Raw genomic sequence first — 18,206 nt, 5'->3', positions numbered from 1 at the left:
TTACTGATACTTCGAGACCTATTGTACCGCTCTCCCCTCTCGGTATCACTCGATTGTAACTGTCTACCAAGCGAAGCTGTTTTACGTTCCCCAGTTGTACGGTGTGTAGATGGTTCAGCCCGGTAACGTCGATGAAAATAAGCGCGCAACGCTCCGCCGCTTCGCGGTTTTGGGAGCAGCGACGCCATTGACGAAGCTCGCTGACGGAAACCACAGCGGCGAGCGAAGCGAGGCCCGCGATGCGATCGCGGGCTACGTCACGACGACACCGGGCGCTCACTTTTCGAAGGTACGGGACGACCTCCAACTCGGAACCGGCGAGACCCAACACCACTTGCGACAACTCGTCGAACTCGGCGTGGTCGAGAGCCACCGGGACGGCGACTACCGGCGGTTCTTCCCTTCGGGACAGTTCTCCGCCTTCGAACAGGTGGCCTTGAGCTACCTCCGACGCGACACGCCGCGGGGAATGATGATAGAACTGCTTCGCAACCCCGACGCGACCGGCGGCGACCTCGCGACCGCACTCGACGTTTCCCGGCCCACGGTGAGCAAGTACGCCGCCGACTTGGACGAAAAGGGGCTCCTCTCGCGTGAAGACGGCTACGCCGTCCGCCACCCGGAAACGCTCATCACTTTATTGGTTCGATACGCCGACTCGTTCGATGCGAACGCCGAAACGTTCGCGGCCGAGGCGGCGAATCTGATATCGTTCGACCCCTGAAATCGGTCGTTTCCCTCCCCCGTTCTCGACATGTCTGTTTGAATCAGATTCGTTTCCGAAGGGTGAAAATAGACGACAGTAGCCGAACCGACGACCCCGACTGGAACGACGCGGCGTTCCTATGCGCTGACTTTCCACGTCGTGGAGGAGGAGTATCCCCACTTTTCGACTTCGACGTCGAAGTTCCCGTCCGCGATGGCGGTCATGTTCGTACCGACTTCCTTCGCGGTGAGGCCGAGTTCGTCCCCGATGAGTCGGGATTTGAAGTAGGTTTTTGTCGCCCCGTTTTCACGAAGGTAGTGGAGGATACGCTGTTGTTTGTCAGTAAGCGTAGTCGTGCCAGCAGTGGTGGTGCTCATACCTCTACAGTGGGAGGATACGACCTTAGTGGGTTTGGTACGAGCGGTTAACATCGCTCCGTCGTGTGTTTTCGATCGCTGATTGTGTGAAAATAATACCTCCCGTGGGGGTGGTTGGTACGGTTGGTTAACGCCGGGTTGTACGAAGACGTGTCCGTCAAATCGTGACAGACGTGGCCCAGAAGCTACTTACGGTGCGAGGGTGAGAAAGTTTCATAATGAGCGGTGGTCCTGTAGAGGTGAGTGTCGTCCTCCCGTCGTACAACGAGGAGGCGACAATCGAGAACACCGTCGAGACGACTCTCGACACATTGGAATCGTTCCTCCCTCCGGATAGTTTCGAAGTGATCGTTGCCGAAGACGGCTGTGATGACCGAACGCCGGAAATCGCAGACAGAATGTCAGAACGTGACAGTCGCGTCCGTCACTTTCACAGCGATGAACGGTTGGGGCGTGGGGGAGCATTGAATCGGGCGTTCGAGTCCGCGAACGGGGAGACGCTGGTCTACTTCGATACGGATTTGGCGACGGATATGAACCATCTGGAGGAGTTGGTCGAGAGCGTTCGCTCCGGCGACTACGACTTCGCCACCGGTTCGCGCTGGATGCCGGAAAACGTCGCCAACCGACCGGCGAAACGTGACGTTGCCAGCCGCGGATTCAACGGGCTGACACGACTGTTCCTTCAGTCCGACCTGCGGGATCACCAGTGTGGGTTCAAGGCGTTCGACCGATCCGCCCTGTTCGACGTGCTCGAAGGCGTCGAGGACAACCACTGGTTCTGGGACACGGAAGTCCTCGTCCGCGCACAGCGGAAGGGGTACAAAATCAAGGAGTTCTCCGTGGACTGGACGCCGAAGGGGGACACGAAGGTGGACCTCGTTCGGGACGTGTTCGGGATGGGAAGCCAAATCGGTCGCTGTTGGTGGGAGTTCTCCGTCGAACCGCGTATCACGCGCGGCGTATCCATCTCCGTCGGAATCCTGCTGACGATCATCGCCGTCATGCTCATGGGCAAGTACCTCCCGCTCGGGAAGGTCCTCAACCAGATGGAGAGCGCGAACCTCGCGCTCGTCGGTGCCGCGGCCGTGATTTACGTCTTCTCGTGGCCGCTTCGCGGTGCCCGGTACAAGAACATCCTCGAAGAACTCGGCTTCACGGAGAGCGTCGGGTTCCTCACGGGCGCGATATTCATCAGCCAGACCGGGAACCTCGTGTTCCCCGCACGACTCGGCGATGGTGTACGTGCCTACGTGATGAAGGCCCGACGCAACATCCCGTACCCGTCCGGATTCGCGTCGCTCGCGGTCGAGCGCGTCTTCGATCTGCTCACCATAACCGTCCTCGCGGGTGTCGTCCTCATCGGGTTGACCGTGACGGGACAGGCGGCGGACATCGTACAGGCCATTACGGGGGCAAAACACGCCGAGGCCGCACGAACCGCGGTCTACGTCGCGGCAGGCGTCGGTGTCGCTGCCATCGCAGCGGTCGGCGTCATCGTCGCCAGCGCACGCTCCGACAGCAACCTCGTCCGCTCGCTCATGACGAAGATCAGTTCGGATTCGTACGCGAACCACGTCGCGGGTATCGTGGAGCGGTTCACCGGTGACGTCCAGACGGTGGCAAGCGACCGGGCGGCCTTCGCCCGCGTCGGCGCGAGTAGCCTCGCCATCTGGTCGCTCGACGTGCTGACGGCCATCCTCGTCCTAGTGGCGTTCCCGTCGGTGTCGCTCGACCCGATCACGTTGGTCGCTATCGGGTTCTTCGCGGTGAGCGTCGGGAACCTCGCCAAGGTCCTCCCGCTCTCGCCCGGCGGTGTCGGACTGTACGAGGCCGCGTTCACGGTCTTCGTCGCGGGTCTGACGCCGATTTCGTGGGAAGTGGCCCTCGGTGCGGCCATCCTCGACCACGCGGTGAAGAACATCGTCACGCTCGTCGGCGGCGTCGGTTCGATGTTCTCGCTCAACGTCTCGCTCACCCAAGCGGTCGAGGAGGGACGCGACGTGTCCGTCGAGGAACCCGCCTCGCTCGACGACTAGACTAGTAAAAATCGGTGACGAACGGGGCGAGCGCCCCGGCGACTGCACTTTCCAACGCTTCCTGTCGGTCGATGATTCCGTCCGTGAGCGCGCCCGCCGCGCCCTGCTTTTTGGCCACGTCGTCCTCCCCGAGGACGTCGTCCATCACCGGCCCTAGCTCCTCGCCGTCCCGGATTCTGCGGGTGACGGATTCGGGGAGACGGAGCCGCGGTCCCGCACCGCGGCCGGTCGTCTCGCCGTCGGTCACGGCGGCCCACATGATTAGATAGAGCCCGTCGGTTCCGGGCACTTCGGCGACGCCGCCTTCCAGTCCGACGCCGAGTTCGTAGCCGTTCCCCGACTCCACGACGCGTCGAGCGCGGTTTTCCGCGCCCGCTATCGTCTCCGGTTCGCCGAACGGCTGTTCCGCGACGCCCGATTCGACGTCCACGGACTCGACTCGCGCATCGAACCGCCCGTCGAGGGCGGACTTCACCGCGGCTACCTTCACCGGATTTCCGCTGCCAACGCCCACGTGCATGGTGGCCCTCTCTTCCGTTCCGACTTGGGGGTTGCTACTCGAACGCGTCCGGATGGAGCGTTCGCGCCATCGCCTCGATGCCGTCGAGGAGTCGCGGACTCGGCTGGTTCAGCAGGGAGTCGTCGAGGACGTGGACGGAACCGGTTTCGATGGCGGGAACGTCCCAGTCGCGACGGAGGACGGCGTCGGGGTCGCTTCGCTCGCCCCGGCCGCAGACGTGGAGAAAGACGTGTTCCGGTTCGGCCTCCTCGACGGTTTCCGCCGCTACTTCGCGGGACCGTTCGCCTGCCGGGAGGAACGGGTACTCGCCACCCGCGGCGCGAACCGCGTCGGGGACCCAGTTTCCGGCGGCCGTCGGCGGGGAGGACCACTCCTCGCAGTAGACGACCGGTTCGGGTCGTCCCTCGACACGTCGTCGAACGCGCTCGATTCGGCTTCGAGCGCGTGACGCGAGTTCGTCCCCGTCGTCCGCCTTTCCGACCGCGCGTCCGACCGCGGCGAACGATTTGACGACCTCCGGGAGCGTTTCCGGTTCGACGTGGACGACGCGATTGCCGCGGTCACGGAGTTCGTCGCGCAGGTCCGCCTGCAACGAGTCGGTCGTGAGAACGAGGTCCGGGTCACACTCTTCGACCGCATCGAAATCCGGGTTCAGCCAGCCGCCGACCGCGGGAACGTCGAGCGGGCAATGATGGGTGACGCCGACGAGTCGGTCGATAGCATCGAGTTCACGGCAGATTTCGGTCGCGCTGGGTGCGAGGGAGACGACCCGGTTCGTTGCCATTGGTCGCGGTTCGATCCGAACCCGGTTAACGTTTCGTTACCGTGTCGAAATCCACTCTTAAATATTTCGATCGGTTGACGCTGGACGGCTATTTCACGCCGTGTGTGAGTGTTTCACGAACTCATCGCGTCTCAAAAACGAATCGTTTAAGTACCTTTCGTCCTAACGACGTGTTAAGACTAGCGGCACCCGGGTTTTTCAGGATTCACCTGCCCGGTAGCCGACGCTCTCCCTCAGAGGAGGTATTGCACATGCAAAACACGACTATCCGAACGAGAAGCGAAGAGAAGGAAGTAGAGAAAAGCGGACAGAAGGGTCAAACCTGCCCCGAATGCAGCGGTAAGCTCATCGCCGACTCCGGCCACGGCGAAACCATCTGTGAGGACTGCGGCCTCGTCGTCGAGGTGGACAACGTGGACCGCGGTCCGGAATGGCGCGCGTTCGACGCGAAGGAGAAGAACGAGAAGTCCCGCGTCGGCGCCCCGACGACGAACACGATGCACGACAAGGGGCTGTCGACCAACATCGACTGGCGGAACAAGGACGCCTACGGCAACTCGCTCGGTTCCCGTCAGCGCGAGAAGATGCAGCGACTCCGCAAGTGGAACGAGCGCTTCCGCACCCGCGACAGCAAGGAGCGCAACCTCAAGCAGGCGCTGGGCGAAATCGACCGCATGGCGAGCGCGCTCGGCCTGCCGGACAACGTCCGCGAGATGGCCAGCGTCATCTACCGCCGCGCGCTGAACGAGGACCTGCTACCGGGGCGCTCCATCGAGGGTGTCTCGACGTCCTGTGTGTACGCTGCCGCGCGGCAGGCCGGCGTCCCGCGCAGTCTGGACGAAATCACCGAGGTCAGCCGCGTCGATAAAAGCGAAGTCGCGCGCACCTATCGCTACGTCGTCCGCGAACTCAGCCTCGAAGTCAAACCCGCCGACCCCGAGAGCTACGTCCCGCGCTTCGCGTCCGGCCTCGAACTCTCCGACGAGGCGGAACACCGCGCTCGCGAACTCCTCCGAAACGCGAAAGAACTGGGCGTCCACAGCGGCAAGTCGCCGGTCGGACTCGCCGCGGCCGCCGTCTACGCCGCCGCGCTCCTGACCAACGAGAAGACGACGCAGGCGGAAGTCAGCGACGTGGCCGACATCAGCGAGGTCACGATTCGCAATCGGTACCACGAACTCCTCGAAGCCGAGGAAGGAACCGTCGCGCTGTAAACGAGTTTGAAAAGAGGTTTTTATGTTGCGCCGATAGCTTCAGAAAGCTACCGCAATGGAAACCGAGCACGAGATTCACGTCGGTGACGCGCGCGACAGTTCGCTTCCCGACGATTCGATAGACCTCGTCGTCACGTCGCCTCCGTATCCGATGATAGAGATGTGGGACGACCTGTTCGCCGAGTCGAACCCCGAAATCGGGTCGGCGCTGGCGGCGGGCGACGGCGACACGGCGTTCGAGTTGATGCACGACGAACTCGACGCCGTGTGGGCCGAACTCGTCCGCGTCCTGAAACCCGGCGGCATTGCGGTGATAAACGTCGGCGACGCGACCCGCAAGGTGGACGGCACGTTTCAATCGTTTCCGAACCACGCCCGCGTACTCCGTCACCTCCGCGACCGCGGTCTGAATCCGCTTCCCGACATCCTCTGGCGAAAGCCCTCGAATCGCCTGACGAAGTTCATGGGATCGGGAATGCTGCCGCCGAACGCCTACGCCGCCCTCGAACACGAGTACCTCCTCGTCTTCCGAAACGGCGACACTCGCGGGTTCGAACCCGGCGTCGACCATCGCTACGAGTCGGCGTACTTCTGGGAGGAGCGAAACCAGTGGTTCTCCGACCTCTGGACGAACGTTCGCGGCGAGGAACAACTCCTCGACCACGGCGACCTCCGCGAGCGCTCGGCGGCGTTTCCCCTCGAACTGCCGTACCGCCTCATCTCGATGTTTTCCGTCCACGGTGACACCGTTCTGGACCCGTTTTGGGGTACCGGAACCACGTCGCTCGCCGCGATGATTGCCGGTCGCGATTCCGTGGGCTACGAACTGGAAGCCGACTTCGCCGAACTGTTCGCGGAGCGCGTCGAGGCCGCACCGGAACTCTCCCGAACCGTCGTCGGTCGGCGACTGGACGACCACCGGGAGTTCGTCGAAGGGTACGACGGTGCGCTCAAATACGACGCCACGAACTACGATTTCCCGGTCAAGACGTCTCAAGAGCGCGATATACTATTCTACGACGTGACAGACGTGACGCGCGACGGGGCGCACTTTTTCGCCACTCACGAGCCCCATTCCGAGTAGCCTTTTATTCGCCGGGTCGAAGTCGGCGTATGGACTTCGATTCCTTTTCGCTCGCGGTGAGTACGGCCGACCTCGCCGACGAACCCCGCGCCCGTGAGCACGCCGATATCGTCGAATTCCGCATGGACCTCGCCGACGACCCGCTTTCGACGCTCGCGTCCTACGACGGGGAACTTCCCATTCTCGCCACGAACCGCGCCGAGTGGGAAGGTGGCGAAGCGACCGGCGACGAGCGACTCGACGCCCTCCGCGAAGCGGTCGACCATCCGGCGGTGGGCGCAATCGATCTCGAATTGGAGACGCTGTTCACCGCGCCCGGCGGGGAACTCGCCGACCACGCCCGCGACAACGATGTACTCGTCGTCGCTTCGGTTCACGACTTCGAGGAAACCCCGTCACAACAGCGGATGCGCGAACTCCTCGAAAACTGCACGGACCACGCCGACGTGGGCAAACTCGCCGTCACCGCCCAGTCCGAATCCGACGTCCTCGACCTGTTCCGCGTCACGAACCGTCTCACGGAGCGCGGGAAAACCGTCGCGACGATGGCCATGGGCGAAGTCGGCCGTCACTCGCGTGCCATCGCTCCGCTGTACGGGTCGAAAATCGGCTACGCGCCGCTCGACCCCGCCGACGCGACCGCACCGGGTCAGTACGACGTCGCCACGCTCTCGCGGCTTATCGGCGAGCTTCGCGGCGAGTAGTTTCACCCATTCGGTCGGATGCTGCTGGATCGAATCCGTTCGAAGCGGTCGTTTCCGGATTTTCGTCCCGAACCGTTCTCGATACCGACCGTTTGCCGTCGATTTACGGTTCGCTCACGGCGTTCGTCCGGTAAAACACCGTATCGGAAGGGTTTAACACGTTCCACCAGCTATCAACGACTAGTGACACGGAAGAAAAAACGCCCGTGGTTCGCGGCCCTGTGCGCGCTCATCTATCCCGGAGCGGGCCATGTCTACCTTCGGGAGTGGCTTCGCGCGTTTCTCTGGTTCGGATTCGCGTTCCTGACCGCCTACCTGTTCATCCCGCCGGAAGTCGTTCAGGCGGTCGAGAGCAGCGGATGGTCCGGCTACGTGCAGGCGAGCCAAAACCTCCACTGGGAACAGACCCTCCCCGTTCTGTTCGTCTCGCTGTGTAACATCCTCGACGCCTACTGGTCCGGGGTTCGAAACAACCGCGCCGTCCAAGACGCCGCCGAGGGGACGATACGCTGTCCACACTGCGGGAGAAAGGTGGACGACGACCTCGACTTCTGTCAGTGGTGTACGTCGTCGCTCGAAACCGACGCTACTGCTCAATAATACTCTCTTCGACGCTCTCGCCGAAGTGCCGCGCGCCGCCTTCGAGGAACAGTTTCACCTCGTCGCCGACTTCGATGTCCGTCACCGCTTTTCGTCCGTCCGGCGTGGCGACTTTGATGGTTTCGGCGTTCTGCAAAAGCGTCTCCACGCGGTCCCCGTCGGCCGTCTCGACTTCGAGGCGAAACATGGGCCGTTTCTCGATTTTCACCCGACCGACGACGGCTTCTTGCGTCTTGCCGTCGGTATCGACCACCTGCACCTCGTCGCCGCTCTGGAGTTCCGCGAGATATTTCGTCCCGCCGTCGGGGGTACGAACGTAGGCGTGGACCGCCCCTGCGTTCACCCGGAAGGGTCGTGACGCGACGTACGGGGACTCCGCCGTCTCGGCGTGGACGAAAAAGAGGCCGCGCGACATCGACCCGACGAGCATGCCCTCGTCGTGTTCCATCAGCGACCCGGTATCGACGCACACGCGATCCGCGCTGCCGGTCTGTTCGATGGTGAGGACTTCGCCCCACTCCAAGTCCAGCGTTTCGCGTTCTGCGGCGTCACGAACCTCCACGGTAGAGCGGATTTCGTCCGGATCGTCGCTGTCCAGCAGGACGGCGTCCGCGCCGAGTTCCAGCGTCTCGAACGCGGTTCGTGCCTCCTCCGCGTTCGTCACGCCCGCCACGAGGTCCGTCTCCTCGCCGATCCGTGCGATGAGGTTTTCGAGCGGGATGATGGTCCAATCCTCGCCGACGACGATGGTGTACTCCGCGTCGTCCGCCGCCGCCTCGGCGAACGCTTCGTACTCCTCGCTGAGGATGCGAACGTAGGCACCCTCGGCCTCGTCTTCCCGGCGAAGTGTCGAGAGGTCGGCGGACCCGGAGAAGTCGGACGGGAGGTCCACCGTCCCGTCCCCTTCCCCGTTTTTGCCGACGATTCGGGCGTCGGCACATCCGCTCTCGTTCTCTTCGGCGTCGAAGACGTGGACGTCCCCCTCGGAGCGAAACGCCGCGACGTTCACCTCGCCGAGTTCTCGGACGCGCTCTACGTCGCCGTCGTCCACCAAAATCCAGTCCACACCGGCTTCCAAACCGGCCGTGATTCGTTTGCGTCGGGTGTCCCAGTCGCCGACCGTGGAGTCGGCCTTCAACCATACGGAGCGTGTCATGCTGAATCGCTCGTAGGCCCACGGCTTGAACGTGGCGGAATCCGCAACTTCTCTGTACTCCCCGTCGACGAAGTACCCCGCTCGTCGGCGGATTCCGCTCGCGTACCTCGCGCCGACGAACGCGGCACCTTTTTCGGTCGCGCTCGAATACCACTAGCGAATGACCGATTTCGATGCGGTTCTCTTCGACCTCGACTCCACGCTCTGCGTCTCCGACCAGAACGAGGAGGCTCTCATCGCGGATGCGTTCGACCGGGTTCCGGTCGAGCAGTACTGCACGCTGGACGACATCATCGCCGCGGTGGACGGGATTCCGACAGCGGAAACGCCCCACGAGTTCTACGAGTTTTGTTTCGCCGCCGCGGCGCGAGACGCGGGCGTCGAGGAACATCACGCCTCGGACCTCGCCACGGCGTACGAGGCGTGTCTCGACCACTCGGCGGTTTCGTTCCGCCCGGGTGCCGAGGCGGCGTTGGAGGCCGCCAACGGGACGAGTCTCGGACTCGTGACGAACGGAGACGAGACGACACAGAGTACCAAACTCGACGCGTTGGGTATCGCCGATACGTTCGATACGCTCGTCTTCGTGGACCCGAGAAACGGCGTCCCGCCGAAACCCGACGCGGCACCGTTCGAGAAGGCGCTGACCGAACTCGGCGCGACGCCCGACGATGCGCTTCACGTCGGCGACTCGTTACGGGCGGACGTCGCCGGTGCGAACGCCCTCGGTATCGACTCCGTCTGGGTGCCGAACGAGGAGCGAGTCACCGACTCCGCACCCGAACCGACGTACACGCTTTCGTCGCTCGCGGAATTTCCGAGTCTCCTCTAACGAAGAAGGGTGCGAAGAACGAGTTAGGCCGTCGGCGTCAGTCGGTTCGTCGTCTCCACGCTGGCCCAGAGGACGGCGAGCGACCCGGTGAGTGCCGCGACCAACAGTATACTGCTGTCGAGCGATCGCGTCCAGTCGGATTCGAAGACGAGCGTGGGAACGATGGCCCCTGCGAGACCCACGCTTATCGCCGCGAGGAACGCGAACCGTACGCGTTGATCCTCCGGGGCGTAGCGGACGACACACCACCCGAGCAGGAGGAGAATCGGTGGGATGGCAAGGAATGGCGTTCCGAGCAGGACGTACGCGAGAAACAGGAGGAGGCTCGCGACGACGATGCCGAACGCGAATCCGTTGGTTTCGGCGACGGTATTCATGTCCGAGAGATACGTCCCCTCAGTAAATAATTTTATGTGGCTGAACAAAACAGTCGGGCTATATTTCGACCGACAACCCCGCCTGATCGAGCGCATCGTCGGCGGACAGGTCGTCGTGGACGACGCCCGCAACCGCTCTGGCGATTGCCTCCGGGTCGTCGTGCTGGAAGACGGACCGTCCGATGGAGACGCCCGCGCCGCCCGCGTCCATCGCGCCGCGAACCGCATCGAGGGTCGCCTTGTCGCCCTCGGGTGCGCCGCCCGCGATGACGACGGGGAGTCGCGTCGACTCCACGACGTGCTCGAAACTCGCGGCGTCGCCGCTGTAGGCCGTCTTCACCACGTCCGCTCCGAGTTCCTCGGCGAGTCGAACGGCGTGCCCGAGGCTTTCGGCGTCGTGCTCGTCGATACCCGGTCCGCGGGCGTAGGACATGGCGAGGACGGGAACCCCGAACTTGCTCGCAGTGTCACAGACCTCCGCGAGGTCGGTGATCTGTTTCGGTTCGTACGTGCTGCCGACGTTGATGTGGAGCGAGACGGCGTCGGCACCCGCCGCGATTGCCTCCTGTACCGTCCCGGTCATGCGTTTGTCGTTCGAATCCGGGCCGATGGTCGTGGAGGCGTTCAGGTGGACGATGTACCCCGCGTCGTTCTTGTTCGGATGCACGCGCGGTGCGATTCCCTTCTGCGTGAGAACGGCGTCGGCACCCCCCCGCGTTACCGCGTCGATGGTCGATTCGATGTCCTTCAGTCCTTTTACCGCGCCCAATGTAATGCCGTGGTCCATCGGGACGATGATGTAGCGCCCGTCGGACCCGATTCGGTCGAGGCGCGCTGTGATTCCTGTGTTCATTGTATGTGACTCTGTAGCAAGCTAGTTTGAAGTCCGTTCCGGTTCCGGTATCTCTTGTTCCCCTTCACGTGCCCCGGATTTGAGTTCCGCGGCTTTGGCTTCGAGGCGTTCCGCGACGTTCTCCCCGGACGCGACGATGTCCACGAGCGCGCTTCCGACGACGACGCCGTCCGCGCCCGCCGAGACGATTTCCCTCGCGTGTTCGCCTTCGCTCACACCAAAGCCGACGGCTTTGGGCAAATCGCTTCCGGCCAATCGTTCCAGACTGTCGTGCGTATCGCCGCTCACGTCCGCCTGTGCGCCCGTCGTTCCCATCCGGGCCTGCACGTAAACGAATCCCGACGCCTGTTCGGAGATGCGCCGTTTGCGCGCGTCCGTCGTCGTCGGCGCGACGATGAACACGAGATCGAGTCCGTATTCGTCACACGCCAAGCGGAGCGGACCGCTCTCCTCGACCGGCAGGTCGGGGACGATGAGCCCAGAAAGACCGGCGTCCGCGGCGGCGGAAACGAAGTCTTCGACCCCCTCCTCGCCCCCATACTGATAGATGAGGTTGTAGTAGGTCATGCAGACGATAGGCACGTCCGCGTCCACATCCGACACGAGTTCGAGGTAGTCGTCCGGCGTCATTCCGCCGGAAAGCGCGCGTTGGATGCCGTTCTGAATCGTCGGGCCGTCCGCGATGGGTTCCGAGAACGGCAGGCCGAGTTCCACCACGTCCGCGCCGCCGCGAACGAGCGCCCGGACGTACTCCTTCGTTTCTTCGATACCCGGGTCGCCAGCCACGACGTACGGAATCAGGGCCGGGCCGTCGGAAAAGGCCGATTCGAGGTCCGAAGCGGAGGAATTCATTCGAAGACCTCCATACTGGGTGCCGCGTCGATACCGCGTTTCGCGCTCTCCTCGATGACCGTATCGAGGTCCTTGTCGCCGCGTCCGGAGACGTTGACGATAACGAGGTCGCCGAGGTCGTCGGCTTCGTCTCGCGTGCCATGCCCGCTCGAACCGTCCGCGGAGCGTTGCGCCGCACGTTCCAGATAGGCAACCGCGTGACTCGACTCCAGTGCGGGGATGATTCCCTCCAGTTTCGAGAGTCGGTGGAAGGCTTCGAGCGCCGCGTCGTCGCCGACGCTGACCGGCGTCACCCGCCCCGTTTCGACGAGGTGGGCCAGTTCCGGACCGACGCCGGAGTAGTCGAGTCCCGCGCTCACGCTATGGGATTCGAGGATTTGGCCGTCACGGCTCTGGAGGAGTCTCGTCCGCGCACCGTGAAGCACGCCGTCTCGGCCCGTTCCCAGCGAGGCCGAGTGCGGGGCGACGCCCTCGTCCTCGTCGATGGTCAGGCCGGAGCCTCCCGCTTCGACGGCGAACAGGGAAACGCCTTCGTCGTCTCGCGGGCCGTGCCCGCTCGACCTGTTCGCGGAACGTGGTTCCGCGTCGTCTACGAAGTTGTGGAACGCGCCCATGGTGTTCGACCCGCCGCCCGCACAGGCGACGACGCTGTCCGGGAGTCGACCGGCCTGCTCTCGAATCTGCTCACGGGCTTCCTCGCTGATGACCGACTGAAAGTCGCGGACCATCTTCGGGAACGGATGCGGCCCGACGACGCTTCCGATGACGTAGTGGGTGTCCTCCACGTTCGTCGCCCAGTCGCGCATGGTCTCGTTGATGGCCTCCTTCAGCGTTCCCGACCCCACGTCGACGGGATTCACCTCGGCGTCGTGGGTCCGCATTCGGAAGACGTTCGGGCGCTGGCGGTTGATGTCGGTGCGGCCCATGAACACCTCGCAGTCGATATCGAGGTACGAGGCGGCCATCGCGGTCGCGGTGCCGTGCTGGCCGGCACCGGTCTCGGCGACGATTCGATCCTTTCCCATGTACTTCGCCAGCAATACCTGTCCGAGTGCGTTGTTCAATTTGTGCGCGCCGCCGTGGAGCAGGTCCTCGCGTTTCAGGTAGATGTCGCGGTCGTACCGCTCGCTCAGCGCGTCGGCGTGCTGGAGCGGCGTCGGTCGGCCGCCGAAATCGCGAAGGTGGCGGCGGAACTCGTCCATGAAGCCGTCCTCGTTGTCGAGGACGTAGCGTTCGTAGGCCGACTGGAGTTCCTCGATTGCGGGCATCAGCACCTCGGGGACGTACTGGCCGCCGTACTCGCCGAACTTCGTCTCGTTTATCCCGTTCGTTTCGCTCATGCGTTCACCAACCTCCGCGTGTTGTCGCCGACGTCGCCGTCCATGATGGCGCTTCCGACCAGCAGGGCGTCCGCCCCGGCATCGCGCATTCGTTCGACGTCGGCCGTCGTCGCGATACCGCTCTCCGCGACGAGCGTCGTGTCCGCGGGGACCACGGGTGCGACCGATTCGAACGTTCCCAAATCGACCTCCAATCGCGCGAGGTCGCGGTTGTTCACGCCGATGATGGTCGCGCCCGCATCGAGCGCGTCCGTCAGTTCGTCCCCGTCGTGGACTTCGACGAGGACCTGAAAACCGCGGTCGCGGGCGGCGGCCAACAGTCCCTCCAAGTCGTCCACGAAGCGAACGATGAGAAGCACGAGGTCCGCGGCGACCACGTCCAGTTGCTCCTCCCGGACGATGAAGTCCTTCCGGAGAACCGGGACGTCGACGGCCTCCCGGATCCGCCGGAGGTTCTCCGGACTGCCGCCGAAATGCTCGGGTTCGGTGAGGACCGAGAGTGCGGTCGCCCCGTTCTCGACCATCGTTTCGGCCAGTTCGACCGGGTCGTCGGTTCGTTTACCGTCCGTCGTGGGACTGGTGGGTTTTACTTCCGCGATCAGCGGCATCCGTCCGTTTTCCTCCGCGTCCGCGAGCGCGTCCGGAAACGAGCGTGCGTCCACGGACACACGCCCCGTCGTCTCGGGCGTTCGTTCCCGTGCGGCCCGGAGGATGGACTCGACCGCGGGTGCGAGCGCACCATCTACGTTCATTGTAGTACATCAACGGACTAGTTTGTACATAAGGTTTGCGTCCGCGGGACGAATCTTGAAGGTCATGAGGTTCGTTTCCGTGGCTATGGACGAGACTGCCGGAATCTACGCACAGCAATCCCCGTACCTGGAGCGCGCCGTGCAGATCGGCGTCGCCAGCGGGCGCGTGTTGCGCGTGGCGTTTCCACGCGAGGCGGACGACGACGCACTGGAGGACCACGCCGTCCTCGACCGAATCATGGCGTATCTGGAGGGCGTCGAGGACGACTTTTCGGACGTACAGGTCGCGCTCACGCTCCCGACGGACCAACGGAACGTGCTCGAATCCGTCCGAAGCGTCCCCTACGGCGAGCAGGTGAACGTCGAAACCATCGCCCGGATGAGTTCCGGAATCGACCACTCCGAGGAGGCCGACTTGGAACTCGTTCGGACGGCGCTCGACGCGAACCCCGCCCCCGTTTTGGTCCCCGACCATCGCGTTCGCGACGGGCCGAGTGCCGCGCCGCCGGACGTCGAACAGAAACTACGCTCGCTGGAGGGGCTCTGAACGCGTCGTTCGCAGTTGGGCCGCGTACAGCAATATCCCTGCGCCTTCCAGAATTTTGTCGATTCCGTCCCCGAGACCGGATTCGCGGCGAGCAAACTGTACCCGACGAGCACAGTTGCACCGCGGCGACCGCGACGACCAGAGCGACATCCCACCGGTCGGTGAGTTTCGACCAACCCATCGAATATTTGTCATTCGCCAGCAAACCGCATCAATCTTCGGACCACGGGTGACTTTTTGTCGGTAGCGAACGTATTCCACAGCATGTACGTCCGGGATGCCAAAAACCGCGAGGAGGTTTGGTTGCTCGACAGTATCGAGGCGATGGGACTCGACGATACCGCCTTTCGGTCCCGGGATTACGTCGTCGTCGTGGACGAAACCTCGGGCGAAAAAGCCGGATTCGGGCGGATTCGAATCCACAAGCCGGACGATGCCCCCGAAATCTGTGAACTGACGAGCATCGGCGTCGTCGAACGGTGGCGGGGGCAGGGCGTCGGCGCGCACGTCGTCGAACGCCTCATCGACAAGGCGAGCGACGACGACTTCGAGGAGGTGTACGCCCTCGTCGGCGTGCCCGACTACCTCGCCCAGTTCGGGTTCGAACCCATCGAAACGGACGAACTGCCCCCGAAACTCCACGACCGACTCGAAGCGAAACGGGAAGAAATCGAACCCGACGCCATACCGATGGTCCTCTCCGTCTCCTCCTTTCGCATGCCAGACCGCCTCCGCGAGCGGTTCAAGGACGCGGGACCGCAAGACGTCGAGCCATCGGACGAGGACGACGCCGAGGAGATGGCCGAGGAGTTCGGCATCGACCCCGACGAAGCGACGTACAAGTACGACACCGGCAGACACTGACTGCCCGCCGTTTTCATCGGCCGTTACGAGCAGTCCCGAACAGCGAACGCTCTTCGGGGTGTCGAAAGAAAGAAGCGATAGCAAATCGCCGTTTCGCGCTACGACTTCCGCGCGAAGGTGAGATAGCCGGTGTGGCCGACGGGACTCGTGGACGGGCGCGTTCCGCGCTCGTCGAAGTCCATCTCGCGCTGGATGGTCTCCATCGTCCGAACGTCGTCCAGATTCGCTTCGCGGGCGGCCGCTTCGACGTCGCGGGCGCTCTCCACGAACGGTGCGTAGACGCCGAGCGACCCGCCGTTCGCGAGCAGATCCCGCACATGTGCGACGACGTCCGCCGCGTCCGGCGTGTCGAGGGTGAGGACGTCGAACTCCCCGAGGTCGTCGAGTTCGTCGGTTATGTCGCCCGTTCGGACCTCGACCGAATCGGCCACGTCGGCCATCTCGATGTTGTCGCGGGCTACTTCGGCGAAGTCCTCCTTTCGTTCGTAGGTGACGACTTCGGCGCCGATACGGCCGAGATACGCCGCGAGGACGCCGGTCCCCGTTCCTGCGTCCAACACCTTGTCGCCCGCCGCGACGCCAGTTTCGCCGACGACGAGGCCGATATCTCGCGGGAGCATCGGCGCGCCGGTTCGGTCGAAATGATGGAACAGGTCGGGACCGCGGAGTCGCCGCACCGTGAACTCCTCGTCCAAGTGGGTGGCGAGAACGTCGCCGGGCTGGACGTCCTTGGGAACGGTGAGAACGCCGAGATCGGTCTGGAGTTCCTCGCCGGGGTCGCGGAGGTACTCGCGGTCGCCGTGAACGAGTAAAACCGTCACTTCAGTCGGTTTACCGCCGCCGCGAGGTCGCCGTTCTCCGCTTCCAGCGCCTCGCGGGCCTCGTCTTCCGTCGCGCCCGACTGCTGGACGACGATTTCGACGTCGGAGTCCGGAATCTCATCGGCACCGTCAGCCGACCCGGATTCGACCGCGCCAGCCGATCCGGACGAACCGGACGCTTCGCGCGTTTCGGCGTCGCCGACGATCTGATATGTGTGCTGGCCGCGCGCGTCCATTCGGGTCACGTCGGGGTCGCTAAAGACGAGTTCTTCGCCGTCCGCCGTGCGGATGACGACTTCCTCGGCGTCGATGTCGTCCACGTCGATACCCATCTGCTTCATCATCTGCTGCATCTTGCGTGGGTCGAGCCCACCGCCGCCTCCTCCAAACATACCCGAACCGTCGGAGCGAACAGGCAAAAACGTGACGCAAACGGTTGGCTCATTCGCCGTCGTCATCCGGACGGTCCTTCCCGCTTGCGTCTCACTCGCCCGCGCTGTCGCGCACCTTCACGGCCATCCCGGTGTCGAAATCGGACATGGCGTCGGCGTCGAGTTCGGCCCGGCCCACAGCGAGGAGGTCGCCGTTCTCGTGGGTCACCAACACCTCGTCACCGGCGCGAACGTCCGGGTCCACGTCGCCGACGAACTTGGCGAAGACGTTCTTGCCGTCCCGGACGAACGGTTCGCTCTCGTCGCCGACGATAACGCGGCCAGCGGGCGATTCGAGGGCGTCGGCGATACGACTTCCCCCCGCGAGTCCGAGCGTGAACCGGCCGTCGGTGGCGTAGGTGACGAGTCGTCGTCCGTCTGCGTGTACCTGTTGTGGTCGCCCGGACGACGAGTGGCGAACTTCGAGGTCCTCCTCGGGCGGGAACAGCGCGGTACCGGCGCCCGCGCCGAACTGGTAATCCGCGGTGATACGGAGCGCGGGCAAATCCTCGTCTTCGGTCATTGCCCCGGATTCGGCGCGGGTGGGTGAAAGGCCTTCGACATCCGATTTCGTGCCTCGCTTTAGCATGACATTGATTCGCATTACCATGGGCCTGGCTATCGATTTGAGAGCGATTTATTAGGAGGGAGTCCGAAGACGGCGTATGAACACGAAAGAACTGCTGGGGATCGCGCTTCTCATCGTCGGGAGCGTCATGATCTTCGGCGTCATCTCGATGATCGGCACCTTCGTGGGGAACGCTCTCGCCGGAATCGCCACTATCGCCCTCGCGGCGGGCGCACTGATGTACGGAACGGCCGAAGGCGGCCGTCCGGTCTAAAGGAGGAACGTTTCGGTCCGTTCGCTGAGGTCGATGAAACTGTCGGCGGCGGTGACGAGTTCTTCGGCGGTCGATTCTTGGAACCCCATCACTTCCACGCGCACCCCCTCGTGACGGAGATGCGTCGCCAGTTGTGCGAAGTCGCCGTCGCCGGTGCAGAGAACGACCGTATCGACTTTCGGCGCGAGTGTGATCGCATCGAGACAGATGCCGACGTCCCAATCGGCCTTCTTCGACCCGTCGCCGAACGTCTTGATGGCCTTTATCTTCGCCTCGAACCCGATGTCGCTCAACGCGTCGAAAAACCTGTCCTCGTCGGGGCTATCGGCTTGAATGACGTAGGCGATAGCGCGCGTCAACTCCCGGTCTTGGGTTGCCTTCGAGAGAAGAGAGGAGTAGTCAATATTCCGACTATAGACGCTTTGAGCAGTATGATAGAGGTTTTGCGCGTCGGCTAAGACCGTGACACGCTGACCCGGATGGATCTCCGTCATAGGTTAGTGTGATAACT

Annotated in this window: 24 protein-coding genes; 11 read left to right on the top strand and 13 right to left on the bottom strand. The window is 63.5% G+C overall.

Annotated features, from left to right (window positions below; translation table 11 throughout):
* The first annotated feature begins 109 nt into the window (after window positions 1–109).
* A complete protein-coding gene (locus LJF34_RS09040; protein WP_231184642.1) occupies window positions 110–724 on the top strand; it encodes a MarR family transcriptional regulator in 615 nt (204 codons plus the stop codon).
* Between the two features lie 119 nt (window positions 725–843).
* On the opposite strand, the gene LJF34_RS09035 is transcribed toward LJF34_RS09040, so the two are convergent.
* Window positions 844–1,083: a hypothetical protein gene (locus tag LJF34_RS09035; protein WP_231184641.1), complete on the bottom strand. Its 240-nt coding sequence runs from the start codon at window positions 1,081–1,083 to the stop codon at window positions 844–846.
* Window positions 1,084–1,301: 218 nt separating this feature from the next.
* Between LJF34_RS09035 and LJF34_RS09030 the strand changes: the two genes are divergently transcribed.
* On the top strand, window positions 1,302–3,122 hold the full coding sequence (locus tag LJF34_RS09030) for a flippase-like domain-containing protein (RefSeq protein ID WP_231184640.1): 1,821 nt from the start codon (window positions 1,302–1,304) through the stop codon (window positions 3,120–3,122).
* Between the two features lies 1 nt (window position 3,123).
* Here LJF34_RS09030 and yjjX read toward each other — a convergent pair whose 3' ends face one another.
* The gene (gene yjjX / locus LJF34_RS09025; protein WP_231184639.1) at window positions 3,124–3,642 is read right to left on the bottom strand and encodes an inosine/xanthosine triphosphatase; all 519 of its coding nucleotides are present in this window, start codon (window positions 3,640–3,642) and stop codon (window positions 3,124–3,126) included.
* 34 nt (window positions 3,643–3,676) lie between these two features.
* On the bottom strand, window positions 3,677–4,426 hold the full coding sequence (locus LJF34_RS09020) for a helical backbone metal receptor (RefSeq protein WP_231184638.1): 750 nt from the start codon (window positions 4,424–4,426) through the stop codon (window positions 3,677–3,679).
* A 251-nt stretch (window positions 4,427–4,677) separates the two neighbouring features.
* Here LJF34_RS09020 and LJF34_RS09015 point away from each other — a divergent pair, with 251 nt between their 5' ends.
* The 4 genes from LJF34_RS09015 to LJF34_RS09000 all read left to right on the top strand — a co-directional run bounded on the left by LJF34_RS09015 (window position 4,678) and on the right by LJF34_RS09000 (window position 8,028).
* Complete coding sequence (locus tag LJF34_RS09015) at window positions 4,678–5,640, top strand: transcription initiation factor IIB (protein ID WP_231184637.1); 963 nt, start codon at window positions 4,678–4,680, stop codon at window positions 5,638–5,640.
* Between the two features lie 55 nt (window positions 5,641–5,695).
* The gene (locus LJF34_RS09010) at window positions 5,696–6,724 is read left to right on the top strand and encodes a site-specific DNA-methyltransferase (protein WP_231184636.1); all 1,029 of its coding nucleotides are present in this window, start codon (window positions 5,696–5,698) and stop codon (window positions 6,722–6,724) included.
* Between the two features lie 29 nt (window positions 6,725–6,753).
* The gene (locus LJF34_RS09005; RefSeq protein WP_231184635.1) at window positions 6,754–7,428 is read left to right on the top strand and encodes a type I 3-dehydroquinate dehydratase; all 675 of its coding nucleotides are present in this window, start codon (window positions 6,754–6,756) and stop codon (window positions 7,426–7,428) included.
* Between the two features lie 183 nt (window positions 7,429–7,611).
* Window positions 7,612–8,028 carry a zinc ribbon domain-containing protein gene (locus LJF34_RS09000; RefSeq protein WP_231184634.1) on the top strand — a complete coding sequence of 139 codons (417 nt, stop codon included), beginning with the start codon at window positions 7,612–7,614 and terminating at the stop codon, window positions 8,026–8,028.
* Here LJF34_RS09000 and LJF34_RS08995 read toward each other — a convergent pair.
* Window positions 8,015–9,184 carry a 3-dehydroquinate synthase II gene (locus LJF34_RS08995; protein WP_231184633.1) on the bottom strand — a complete coding sequence of 390 codons (1,170 nt, stop codon included), beginning with the start codon at window positions 9,182–9,184 and terminating at the stop codon, window positions 8,015–8,017. The genes LJF34_RS09000 and LJF34_RS08995 overlap by 14 nt on opposite strands.
* Before the next feature lie 31 nt (window positions 9,185–9,215).
* Here LJF34_RS08995 and LJF34_RS28905 point away from each other — a divergent pair, with 31 nt between their 5' ends.
* Both LJF34_RS28905 and LJF34_RS08990 read left to right on the top strand, forming a co-directional pair.
* Entirely contained in the window at window positions 9,216–9,341 is a 126-nt protein-coding gene (locus tag LJF34_RS28905; RefSeq protein ID WP_255665797.1) for a hypothetical protein, read from the top strand.
* Between the two features lie 3 nt (window positions 9,342–9,344).
* Window positions 9,345–10,016, top strand: a complete 672-nt coding sequence (locus LJF34_RS08990) for an HAD family hydrolase (protein WP_231184632.1) — start codon at window positions 9,345–9,347, stop codon at window positions 10,014–10,016.
* A gap of 23 nt (window positions 10,017–10,039) precedes the next feature.
* Here the strand turns inward: LJF34_RS08990 and LJF34_RS08985 are convergent, their stop codons facing one another.
* From LJF34_RS08985 to trpC, 5 genes are read right to left on the bottom strand one after another with little or no spacing between them, the layout of a single operon-like run.
* Entirely contained in the window at window positions 10,040–10,393 is a 354-nt protein-coding gene (locus LJF34_RS08985; RefSeq protein ID WP_231184631.1) for a hypothetical protein, read from the bottom strand.
* A gap of 58 nt (window positions 10,394–10,451) precedes the next feature.
* Window positions 10,452–11,246 (bottom strand): 2-amino-3,7-dideoxy-D-threo-hept-6-ulosonate synthase, encoded by a 795-nt coding sequence (locus LJF34_RS08980; protein WP_231184630.1) that lies wholly within the window; start codon window positions 11,244–11,246, stop codon window positions 10,452–10,454.
* A gap of 21 nt (window positions 11,247–11,267) precedes the next feature.
* Complete coding sequence (trpA, locus tag LJF34_RS08975; RefSeq protein WP_231184629.1) at window positions 11,268–12,098, bottom strand: tryptophan synthase subunit alpha; 831 nt, start codon at window positions 12,096–12,098, stop codon at window positions 11,268–11,270.
* A complete protein-coding gene (trpB, locus tag LJF34_RS08970; protein ID WP_231184628.1) occupies window positions 12,095–13,438 on the bottom strand; it encodes a tryptophan synthase subunit beta in 1,344 nt (447 codons plus the stop codon). The genes trpA and trpB overlap by 4 nt, the downstream gene beginning before the upstream one ends.
* Window positions 13,435–14,190, bottom strand: coding sequence for an indole-3-glycerol phosphate synthase (gene trpC / locus LJF34_RS08965; RefSeq protein WP_231184627.1), 756 nt, complete (start codon window positions 14,188–14,190; stop codon window positions 13,435–13,437). Before trpC ends, trpB begins: the two co-directional genes overlap by 4 nt.
* An 85-nt stretch (window positions 14,191–14,275) precedes the next feature.
* Between trpC and LJF34_RS08960 the strand changes: the two genes are divergently transcribed.
* Both LJF34_RS08960 and LJF34_RS08955 read left to right on the top strand, forming a co-directional pair.
* The gene (locus tag LJF34_RS08960; protein WP_231184626.1) at window positions 14,276–14,737 is read left to right on the top strand and encodes an MGMT family protein; all 462 of its coding nucleotides are present in this window, start codon (window positions 14,276–14,278) and stop codon (window positions 14,735–14,737) included.
* 264 nt (window positions 14,738–15,001) lie between these two features.
* Window positions 15,002–15,601: a GNAT family N-acetyltransferase gene (locus tag LJF34_RS08955; protein ID WP_231184625.1), complete on the top strand. Its 600-nt coding sequence runs from the start codon at window positions 15,002–15,004 to the stop codon at window positions 15,599–15,601.
* A 98-nt stretch (window positions 15,602–15,699) separates the two neighbouring features.
* Here LJF34_RS08955 and LJF34_RS08950 read toward each other — a convergent pair whose 3' ends face one another.
* The 3 genes from LJF34_RS08950 to LJF34_RS08940 form a co-directional block, all read right to left on the bottom strand.
* On the bottom strand, window positions 15,700–16,422 hold the full coding sequence (locus tag LJF34_RS08950) for a methyltransferase domain-containing protein (RefSeq protein WP_231184624.1): 723 nt from the start codon (window positions 16,420–16,422) through the stop codon (window positions 15,700–15,702).
* A complete protein-coding gene (locus LJF34_RS08945; RefSeq protein ID WP_231184623.1) occupies window positions 16,419–16,814 on the bottom strand; it encodes a nascent polypeptide-associated complex protein in 396 nt (131 codons plus the stop codon). Before LJF34_RS08945 ends, LJF34_RS08950 begins: the two co-directional genes overlap by 4 nt.
* Before the next feature lie 91 nt (window positions 16,815–16,905).
* Complete coding sequence (locus LJF34_RS08940; protein ID WP_231184622.1) at window positions 16,906–17,376, bottom strand: PUA domain-containing protein; 471 nt, start codon at window positions 17,374–17,376, stop codon at window positions 16,906–16,908.
* 142 nt (window positions 17,377–17,518) lie between these two features.
* Here LJF34_RS08940 and LJF34_RS08935 point away from each other — a divergent pair, with 142 nt between their 5' ends.
* Complete coding sequence (locus LJF34_RS08935) at window positions 17,519–17,695, top strand: hypothetical protein (RefSeq protein ID WP_231184621.1); 177 nt, start codon at window positions 17,519–17,521, stop codon at window positions 17,693–17,695.
* Here the strand turns inward: LJF34_RS08935 and LJF34_RS08930 are convergent.
* Entirely contained in the window at window positions 17,692–18,189 is a 498-nt protein-coding gene (locus LJF34_RS08930; RefSeq protein WP_231184620.1) for an NYN domain-containing protein, read from the bottom strand. The genes LJF34_RS08935 and LJF34_RS08930 overlap by 4 nt on opposite strands.
* Between the last annotated feature and the right edge of the window lie 17 nt (window positions 18,190–18,206).

It is taken from the genome of Haladaptatus sp. DYF46 (assembly GCF_021083305.1).
In the GTDB taxonomy this organism is placed as follows: Archaea; Halobacteriota; Halobacteria; order Halobacteriales; family Haladaptataceae; genus Haladaptatus.
The sequence above is the reverse complement of the archived record's forward strand: the minus strand, read 5'-3'. Positions and strand labels throughout refer to the sequence as shown.

Excerpts from the sequence above, each read along its gene's own strand:
- LJF34_RS09040 (WP_231184642.1), top strand. The coding sequence starts at position 110 with ATGGTTCAGCCCGGTAACGTCGATGAAAATAAGCGCGCAACGCTCCGC.
- LJF34_RS09035 (WP_231184641.1), bottom strand. The coding sequence starts at position 1,083 with ATGAGCACCACCACTGCTGGCACGACTACGCTTACTGACAAACAACAG.
- LJF34_RS09030 (WP_231184640.1), top strand. The coding sequence starts at position 1,302 with ATGAGCGGTGGTCCTGTAGAGGTGAGTGTCGTCCTCCCGTCGTACAAC.
- yjjX (WP_231184639.1), bottom strand. The coding sequence starts at position 3,642 with ATGCACGTGGGCGTTGGCAGCGGAAATCCGGTGAAGGTAGCCGCGGTG.
- LJF34_RS09020 (WP_231184638.1), bottom strand. The coding sequence starts at position 4,426 with ATGGCAACGAACCGGGTCGTCTCCCTCGCACCCAGCGCGACCGAAATC.
- LJF34_RS09015 (WP_231184637.1), top strand. The coding sequence starts at position 4,678 with ATGCAAAACACGACTATCCGAACGAGAAGCGAAGAGAAGGAAGTAGAG.
- LJF34_RS09010 (WP_231184636.1), top strand. The coding sequence starts at position 5,696 with ATGGAAACCGAGCACGAGATTCACGTCGGTGACGCGCGCGACAGTTCG.
- LJF34_RS09005 (WP_231184635.1), top strand. The coding sequence starts at position 6,754 with ATGGACTTCGATTCCTTTTCGCTCGCGGTGAGTACGGCCGACCTCGCC.
- LJF34_RS08995 (WP_231184633.1), bottom strand. The coding sequence starts at position 9,184 with ATGACACGCTCCGTATGGTTGAAGGCCGACTCCACGGTCGGCGACTGG.
- LJF34_RS08990 (WP_231184632.1), top strand. The coding sequence starts at position 9,345 with ATGACCGATTTCGATGCGGTTCTCTTCGACCTCGACTCCACGCTCTGC.
- LJF34_RS08985 (WP_231184631.1), bottom strand. The coding sequence starts at position 10,393 with ATGAATACCGTCGCCGAAACCAACGGATTCGCGTTCGGCATCGTCGTC.
- LJF34_RS08980 (WP_231184630.1), bottom strand. The coding sequence starts at position 11,246 with ATGAACACAGGAATCACAGCGCGCCTCGACCGAATCGGGTCCGACGGG.
- trpA (WP_231184629.1), bottom strand. The coding sequence starts at position 12,098 with ATGAATTCCTCCGCTTCGGACCTCGAATCGGCCTTTTCCGACGGCCCG.
- trpB (WP_231184628.1), bottom strand. The coding sequence starts at position 13,438 with ATGAGCGAAACGAACGGGATAAACGAGACGAAGTTCGGCGAGTACGGC.
- trpC (WP_231184627.1), bottom strand. The coding sequence starts at position 14,190 with ATGAACGTAGATGGTGCGCTCGCACCCGCGGTCGAGTCCATCCTCCGG.
- LJF34_RS08960 (WP_231184626.1), top strand. The coding sequence starts at position 14,276 with ATGGACGAGACTGCCGGAATCTACGCACAGCAATCCCCGTACCTGGAG.
- LJF34_RS08955 (WP_231184625.1), top strand. The coding sequence starts at position 15,002 with ATGTACGTCCGGGATGCCAAAAACCGCGAGGAGGTTTGGTTGCTCGAC.
- LJF34_RS08945 (WP_231184623.1), bottom strand. The coding sequence starts at position 16,814 with ATGTTTGGAGGAGGCGGCGGTGGGCTCGACCCACGCAAGATGCAGCAG.
- LJF34_RS08940 (WP_231184622.1), bottom strand. The coding sequence starts at position 17,376 with ATGACCGAAGACGAGGATTTGCCCGCGCTCCGTATCACCGCGGATTAC.
- LJF34_RS08935 (WP_231184621.1), top strand. The coding sequence starts at position 17,519 with ATGAACACGAAAGAACTGCTGGGGATCGCGCTTCTCATCGTCGGGAGC.
- LJF34_RS08930 (WP_231184620.1), bottom strand. The coding sequence starts at position 18,189 with ATGACGGAGATCCATCCGGGTCAGCGTGTCACGGTCTTAGCCGACGCG.